This is a genomic window from Mycobacterium sp. (assembly GCF_035633495.1).
In the GTDB taxonomy this organism is placed as follows: Bacteria; Actinomycetota; Actinomycetes; order Mycobacteriales; family Mycobacteriaceae; genus Mycobacterium.
On the sequence record NZ_DASQEU010000095.1, the window covers coordinates 74,794 to 80,793 of the forward strand.

The 6,000-nt window shown below is 65.5% G+C and carries 7 protein-coding genes; 5 read left to right on the plus strand and 2 right to left on the minus strand.

Annotated features, from left to right (window positions below; translation table 11 throughout):
- Positions 1 to 177: 177 nt before the first annotated feature.
- The gene (locus tag VET27_RS14605; RefSeq protein WP_526519290.1) at positions 178 to 948 is read right to left on the minus strand and encodes a site-specific integrase; all 771 of its coding nucleotides are present in this window, start codon (positions 946 to 948) and stop codon (positions 178 to 180) included.
- Between the two features lie 360 nt (positions 949 to 1,308).
- On the opposite strand from VET27_RS14605, the gene VET27_RS14610 reads away from it, so the two are divergent.
- From VET27_RS14610 to VET27_RS14620, 3 genes are read left to right on the plus strand one after another with little or no spacing between them, the layout of a single operon-like run.
- Positions 1,309 to 2,394, plus strand: coding sequence for an inorganic phosphate transporter (locus VET27_RS14610; RefSeq protein WP_526519266.1), 1,086 nt, complete (start codon positions 1,309 to 1,311; stop codon positions 2,392 to 2,394).
- A complete protein-coding gene (locus VET27_RS14615) occupies positions 2,391 to 3,020 on the plus strand; it encodes a DUF47 domain-containing protein (RefSeq protein ID WP_526519268.1) in 630 nt (209 codons plus the stop codon). The genes VET27_RS14610 and VET27_RS14615 overlap by 4 nt, the downstream gene beginning before the upstream one ends.
- Positions 3,021 to 3,047: 27 nt before the next feature.
- The gene (locus VET27_RS14620; protein WP_526519270.1) at positions 3,048 to 3,398 is read left to right on the plus strand and encodes a hypothetical protein; all 351 of its coding nucleotides are present in this window, start codon (positions 3,048 to 3,050) and stop codon (positions 3,396 to 3,398) included.
- A 23-nt stretch (positions 3,399 to 3,421) separates the two neighbouring features.
- Here VET27_RS14620 and pap read toward each other — a convergent pair whose 3' ends face one another.
- Positions 3,422 to 4,900 carry a polyphosphate:AMP phosphotransferase gene (gene pap / locus VET27_RS14625; RefSeq protein ID WP_526519272.1) on the minus strand — a complete coding sequence of 493 codons (1,479 nt, stop codon included), beginning with the start codon at positions 4,898 to 4,900 and terminating at the stop codon, positions 3,422 to 3,424.
- Positions 4,901 to 5,173: 273 nt separating this feature from the next.
- Between pap and VET27_RS14630 the strand changes: the two genes are divergently transcribed.
- Entirely contained in the window at positions 5,174 to 5,446 is a 273-nt protein-coding gene (locus tag VET27_RS14630; RefSeq protein ID WP_526519274.1) for a hypothetical protein, read from the plus strand.
- A partial coding sequence (locus VET27_RS14635) for a site-specific integrase (RefSeq protein ID WP_526519277.1) occupies positions 5,371 to 6,000 on the plus strand: 630 nt, incomplete at its 3' end. The genes VET27_RS14630 and VET27_RS14635, both read left to right, overlap by 76 nt.

Here is a 6,000-nt window from a genome sequence, read left to right on the forward strand (position 1 = left end):
GACCTGGTGACCGACATGCGGGTCGCGCCCAAAGCCGCCTGGACTACCTCGACCCACCCCCGGCTTCGGAAGGTCGTGAATGCGCGGACGCAGGATCGGCACCGACTTGTCGGTTATCGGGTTGCCTTCCTCGTCGCCGAGGGCCAAGTGCGGTCGACAGCTGGCTGCCAGATCCGGTCATGGAAGCCATTGCCCTTGACCGGTCGCCCAGCCTTGTTCCTTGGGGGCGTTGATGGTGCGTACCGACTTCTTGGTCTTCGGTGGGCCGATCTCGTATCCACCCCGGTCGTAGGTCCGCTTCCAGGCCCTGGAGATGCGCGCGGTGTTGTTGACTCGGTCAATGTCGGAGGGCTTCAGCGCGGTGGCCTCGTACTGGCGGCAGCCGGAAGCCACCAGGAACGCGACCAGCGGTCGCCAGTACTCGGTGACGTTGTCCAGCAAACGAGCGAAGTCCTCCCGAGTCAGGCAGATCATGTCGGGTCGCTCGGTGGTAGGCATGCGCTGTCCTGCCGCCGGGTTAGACGGGATGCGGGCCGCCCGGACGGCGGCATTGAGAGCCGACGACAGGAACCCGTGCTTGTTGGCGATCGTCTTGCCTGAGGCACCCTTCTCCGAGAGGCCCTGCGTCCACCGCGCGATGTCGTCTCTCGACAGTGCCACCAGCGGCAAGTCGCCGCGGGGCTCATCGATGTCGTTCTTCAGATACGACCGGTAGTCGTAGAGAGTCGACTTGCGTAGCCCGGTCAGGTGATCGATGTGGTGCTCGATCCACTCGTGGACCGTGATGGCCGAGAACTCCGGGTCGGTGCAGAGGGTCTCCAGCGCCTTTGGCGGGTCCGAACTTGTCCATAAGCTTCTGGAACTTCGTGGCCCCGGCGAGGTCCTGGAAGGAGGTGGAGGTCTGCTTGCCGTTGAGCCGGTAGAGCACCTGGACGTAGGTACTTCCATCGTTGCGCGTACCACGGCGCAGCGATGCCATGACGGCGAGCTTAGCCGCGATATGTTGATGAGATGTTGATGGGAAAAGAAAACAGGCCAGGGATTGCGTCCCTGACCTGCATCTTTCCGGTGGAGCTGCCGGGAATCGAACCCGTTTCGCGGTGCCGGTCAGAGGGATAAATCGGCTCTGAGCTGCTGATTCACATTGACCGGGATTCACCAGGATTGCCCGGCTTGGCTATCGAATGTGCCCAAAATGTGCCCAGCCAGCCCCGGGATCTACGCCGCGACGTGCGGCAACGCAGCAGACCGGTCACTGCGCTACCGATCGGGCGATCGGGCCCGCGCCGTTCACCCACAGTTTTTGCTATGTTCACCCGGCATACACGGCCGATTCACCGCGCGGTCAGCGTTCACGGGAGAAGTCACTTGCACGTCGGGCTGGTCATCGCCATCGGCTTCGCGGTGGCCTTCGCCCTGACCAACGGCTTCCACGATGCCTCCAACGCCATCGCCACCCTGGTGGCGACGCGGGCAGCGACCCCGGGCCAGGCCGTCGCCCTCTCTGCGGTGTTCAACATGGGCGGTGCGGTCCTGCTCGGCACGGCCGTGGCCGACACCATTGGCAAGATCGTCACCGTGCCGCAGGCCCAGATGATTCCCGTAGTCGGGGCGGGCCTGGCTGGCGCGACAGCCTGGAACGCCATCACCTGGTGGCGGGGCCTGCCGTCGTCGTCGGGGCACGCTCTGGTCGGGGGTCTAGTCGGCGCGGCCGTCGCCGACGGCATTCTCTCGGGCTCCGGCGGACTCGGCTCCGTCCAGTGGGGCGGCTTCGACGGCTGGCACCCCACGGGCGTCATCGGTGTTCTGGTCGCCCTGCTGACCTCCCCGCCCCTCGGCTTCGCCGTCGCGTTCCTGCTCCTGCGCCTACTGCGCCTGATGTCGCGGCGCTGGACGACGCGGTGGATCGGTCCGGTCCGCGGCAGCGGATGGGTTGCGGCAGCGGGACTTTCGTTCAGCCACGGCGGCAACGACGCCCAGAAGTCGATGGGCGTCATCGCGGTCCTGCTGCTGGCCTCCGGGCAGACCACCACGATGTCGGTGCCGCTGTGGGCGAAAGTCGTTACGGGCGTGGCCCTGACCGCGGGCACAGCGTTGGGCGGATGGCGCATCGTCAAGACGATCGGCCATCGCATCTTCAGCCTGACACCCATCGACTCCATCGCCAGTCAGGCCTCGTCCACGGCAGTCATCCTCGGCGCCTCCCTCATCGGAGCTCCGGTGAGCACCACCCAGGTGGTGGCCTCCTCGGTCGTCGGTGTCGGCGGCGGGCGGCGGCGGTGGAAGCACGTGAGCTGGCAGATCGTGCGCGAGATGGGCATCGCGTGGCTGACCACGATTCCGGCGGCCGCGCTGATGGCGGTCGCCGGACTACTCGTTTGGAGAGCGTTATGAGCCGCAAAGGCAGTCGCTGGTTTCTCCCCGAAACCCCCGATGTCATCGGAATGCTGCAGGAGCAGGCAACGATCACGGTACACGGAATGGAGGCCTTCACCGCGTGGGCAGGCGGGGACTCCGCCCGCGCCGCCGACGTCCGCGCCGCCGAGCACGACTGCGACGAAGTGCGGTGCAAACTCGTCGACGCCGTCAGCGAGGCCTTCACCACGCCGATGCAGCCCGAGGACCTGTTCCAGTTGTCACGCGATCTCGACAAAGTGATCAACGGCGCCAAGAACACCGTGCGCGAATCCGAAGCCATGGCCTTCAAGCCCGATCAGGCGACCGCTGACATGGCCGTCCTGCTCGCCGAGGGCGCCCAGCACCTCCAGACCGCATTCACGTCCCTGGACGAGCGGCGCAGCAAGCTCGCCCCGCCCGCGACTGAGGCCGCCGACGCCGCGGTCAAGTCGCAGCGCAATCTGGAGCGAATCTATCGCCAGGCCGCCGGTGACCTGCTCGAAGTCACCGATATCAGCGTCGTCACCGCCCGACGCGAGTTCTACCGGCGGATCTCGGCGATCTCCGACGACATCGTCGCTGTCGCAGACCGGATCTGGTACTCGCAGGTGAAAGAGTCCTGAGACCTGCAACCGCTACTGTCCAAGAGCATGTGGCTGCCCCCGATCAAGGTGCTGTGTGCCGCATGGATCATGACGGCTCTGGCGACATGCACTTCGCACCCCGCACCCGTGCAGCAACCGGCCACCCCGCCGGGGTTGCCGGGAGCCGGAACGGCCGACGTCAGCCAGGCGCCGACCGGAAACGTGGCGCACCTGGCCGCGGTGCGACTGGCGGGCCAGGACGGCTTTGACCGGCTGGTCCTCGAGTTCGCCGACCGGGTGCCGGGTTACACCGTCGGCTGGCCGCTGCCCGCGCACGCCGACGCCTGGTCGCGGTCGGCGTCCCACTGTGCGTCCTCATCTCGCGGATCCAATCCCCGACCCGTTCATCGCCGGTGAAGCTAACGCCGACGGGCTCACGCCTACCGCAACGTCCGCGCCAATCCCTTGTTGATCGCCTTGAGCGTCGCGATGCGGGCGAACTGCTTATTGTTGGCAGGGATGACATGCCACTGGGCGCCGTCGGAAGTCGTGCGCAGGATCTTCTGGTCCACGGCCTTGACATAGTCATGCCACTTTTCGCGGTTGCGGTAGTCCTCGTCGGTGATCTTGTGCTTCTTGTAGGGAGTGTCCTCGCGCGCCTTGAACCGAGCGAGCTGCTCGTCCGGGGAGATGTGCAACCAGAACTTCGCGACGTAGTAGCCGCGTTCGACCAACTGGCTCTCGAAGTCGTTGATCTCGTCGAAGGCCCGCTGCCACTCCGCCGGCGTGGCGAAACCCTCCAGCCGCTCCACCAGTACCCGGCCGTACCACGTGCGGTCGAAGATGACGAACCTGCCCGCCGGCGGCAGATCGCGCCAGAAGCGCCACAGGTAGTGGTACTTGCGCTCCTCCTCGGTGGGCGCAGCCACCGGGATCACCCGATAGTCGCCGGCCTCCAGGGCACCGGTGACGCGCCGGATGACGCCACCCTTGCCCGCAGCATCCCAACCCTCGAACGCCAGAACCGTGCTCACCCCACGCTTGCGGGCCTCGATCGACAACCGGTGCAGACGGGCCTGCTGTTTGGCCAACGTCGTGCGGTATTCGTCTCGGTCCAGCGACTGGGACAGGTCCACGGCGGACAGGACGTTCGCTTCTCCGTCGAAGTCCCCGAACACCGATTCGGCAACCGTCGGTGAGGTGTGTTTGTTTACCTCGGCCAGCCGGGCGGTCAGCGCGGCCAGGATCGTTCGGGCGACTGTCAGATCACGGTAGCGGTCGTCGGTGGCTTCCACGATGGTCCACGGCGCGCCCGGACCGCTGGTCTCCCGCAGTATGCGCTCCGCGATCGGCAGGACCGGCCCCAACGTGTCCAGAGCCGCCCAGTCGCGCTGGTCCACCTGCCAGCCCAACTCGGGGTGCTTCTCGGCTTTCTTGAGTTTCTTCTTCTGCACCTTCGCCGGCGTGTGCAGGAAGAACTTCAGGATCAGGGCACCGTCGGCGACCAACGCGGCCTGCATCTGGGAGATATGGCGCAGCCACCCGGAGAACTCCGGCTCGCCGATCTCTCCCCCGGCGCGCTGGTTGGCCGCGCGCATCAACCCGCCGACGAAGAAGGAGGCCCGACCCTTGGGCGGCAAAGACCGCCACAGCCGCCATAGTTGGGGCCGTTGGAACTCCTCCTCGGTGGGATCGGCGAAGACCCGGGTATCGACGTACCGAGAATCCATCCACTCGTTGAGCCGGTTGACCAACGCGTTGGCCGCCAGACGGTCATCGCCCGCGATCCAGATGATCAGCGGGAAGTCGGCGTCGCGCAGGTCATACTGCGCGTTGATCAGCCCGACCCGCAGATCCGGAATGGCCGCCTTGTACTGCGCATTGCCGACCTCGTTGCCGACCTCAGACACCTCAAGCATGCCGACACGGTATTGCCGCAATGAGCCGAGCGGGAGTAATTGGGTGCGGTAATCCGCCCGGCGTCAGCTTCGGCAAGCGGATGTAGACGGCGCTGTCGGCAAATCTGGCCGACTAACCATGCTTAGCACCGTCCGCCGCGACGTGCGATCCGGCGGGTCCATGTCGAACCGAAATGGGGCAGGCGTCGCATCGCTGACATCCGGCGCACCGACGTTCAGACGTGGGTAGCGCAGTTGCCGTTGTCGGAATCCTCGGTCGCCCACGCTCATACCGTGCTGGCGGGCATCTTGGACGATGCCGTCTGTGACCGGCGTCTGGCCACCAATCCCGCCAGAGGGGTCAAGCTGCCCCGCAAGATCATCAGGGCACGCAACTACCTCACCGCCGTGCAGGTGTCAGCTCTGGCACAGGAGGCCAAACACCCCGACATCGTCTCCTGCTGGCCACAACCGGGCTGCGGTGGGGTGAGATGGCCGCGCTTCGTGTCCGCGACGTTGACCTCGGTCGTGGCCGCATCCGTGTGGAGCGCTCAGCATCGAAGGTAAATGCGAAGACAATCATCGGCACCACGAAGACTCACCAGATGCGCTCGGTGGCCGTGTCGAGCTCGGTGCTCAAACTGTTGGCCCCGGCAATGGTCGGGAAGGCACCCGATGAACTTCTGTGGTGCCGCGCAGACGGGCAGCCGTTGCGGCCACCGACCACGACGCACTGGCTTGCTGCGGCGGTTAAACGGTGCCAGGACGCCAACCCGGGTTTTCCGAGAGTGACCGCCCATGAATTACGGCACAAGGCAGCATCGCTGATGATCGCGTCCGGCGCCAACGTCAAGACGGTGCAATCGCAGCTTGGGCACAAAACGGCGACGATGGCGCTCGATCATTACGGGCACCTGTTCCCCGATGATCTCGACGACGTGGCCGACAAGATGGACGACCTAGTTTCAGGATGTGCCCCAAAAATGTGCCCAAAAAGGAAGCAGGCCAGGGTGAAAATACCCCCTGACCTGCTTCTTCTGATGTGGAGCTGCCGGGAATCGAACCCGTGCCTCTACCAGGCAATATGCCTTCTGATCTGCGGTTTCGATGCGTCTCAATCC

What these genes read in the sequence shown, in the direction of transcription:
- VET27_RS14605 (WP_526519290.1), bottom strand. Translation starts at nt 948, where the DNA reads ATGGAAGTACCTACGTCCAGGTGCTCTACCGGCTCAACGGCAAGCAGA.
- VET27_RS14610 (WP_526519266.1), top strand. Translation starts at nt 1,309, where the DNA reads ATGTTCACCCGGCATACACGGCCGATTCACCGCGCGGTCAGCGTTCAC.
- VET27_RS14620 (WP_526519270.1), top strand. Translation starts at nt 3,048, where the DNA reads ATGTGGCTGCCCCCGATCAAGGTGCTGTGTGCCGCATGGATCATGACG.
- pap (WP_526519272.1), bottom strand. Translation starts at nt 4,900, where the DNA reads ATGCTTGAGGTGTCTGAGGTCGGCAACGAGGTCGGCAATGCGCAGTAC.
- VET27_RS14615 (WP_526519268.1), top strand. Translation starts at nt 2,391, where the DNA reads ATGAGCCGCAAAGGCAGTCGCTGGTTTCTCCCCGAAACCCCCGATGTC.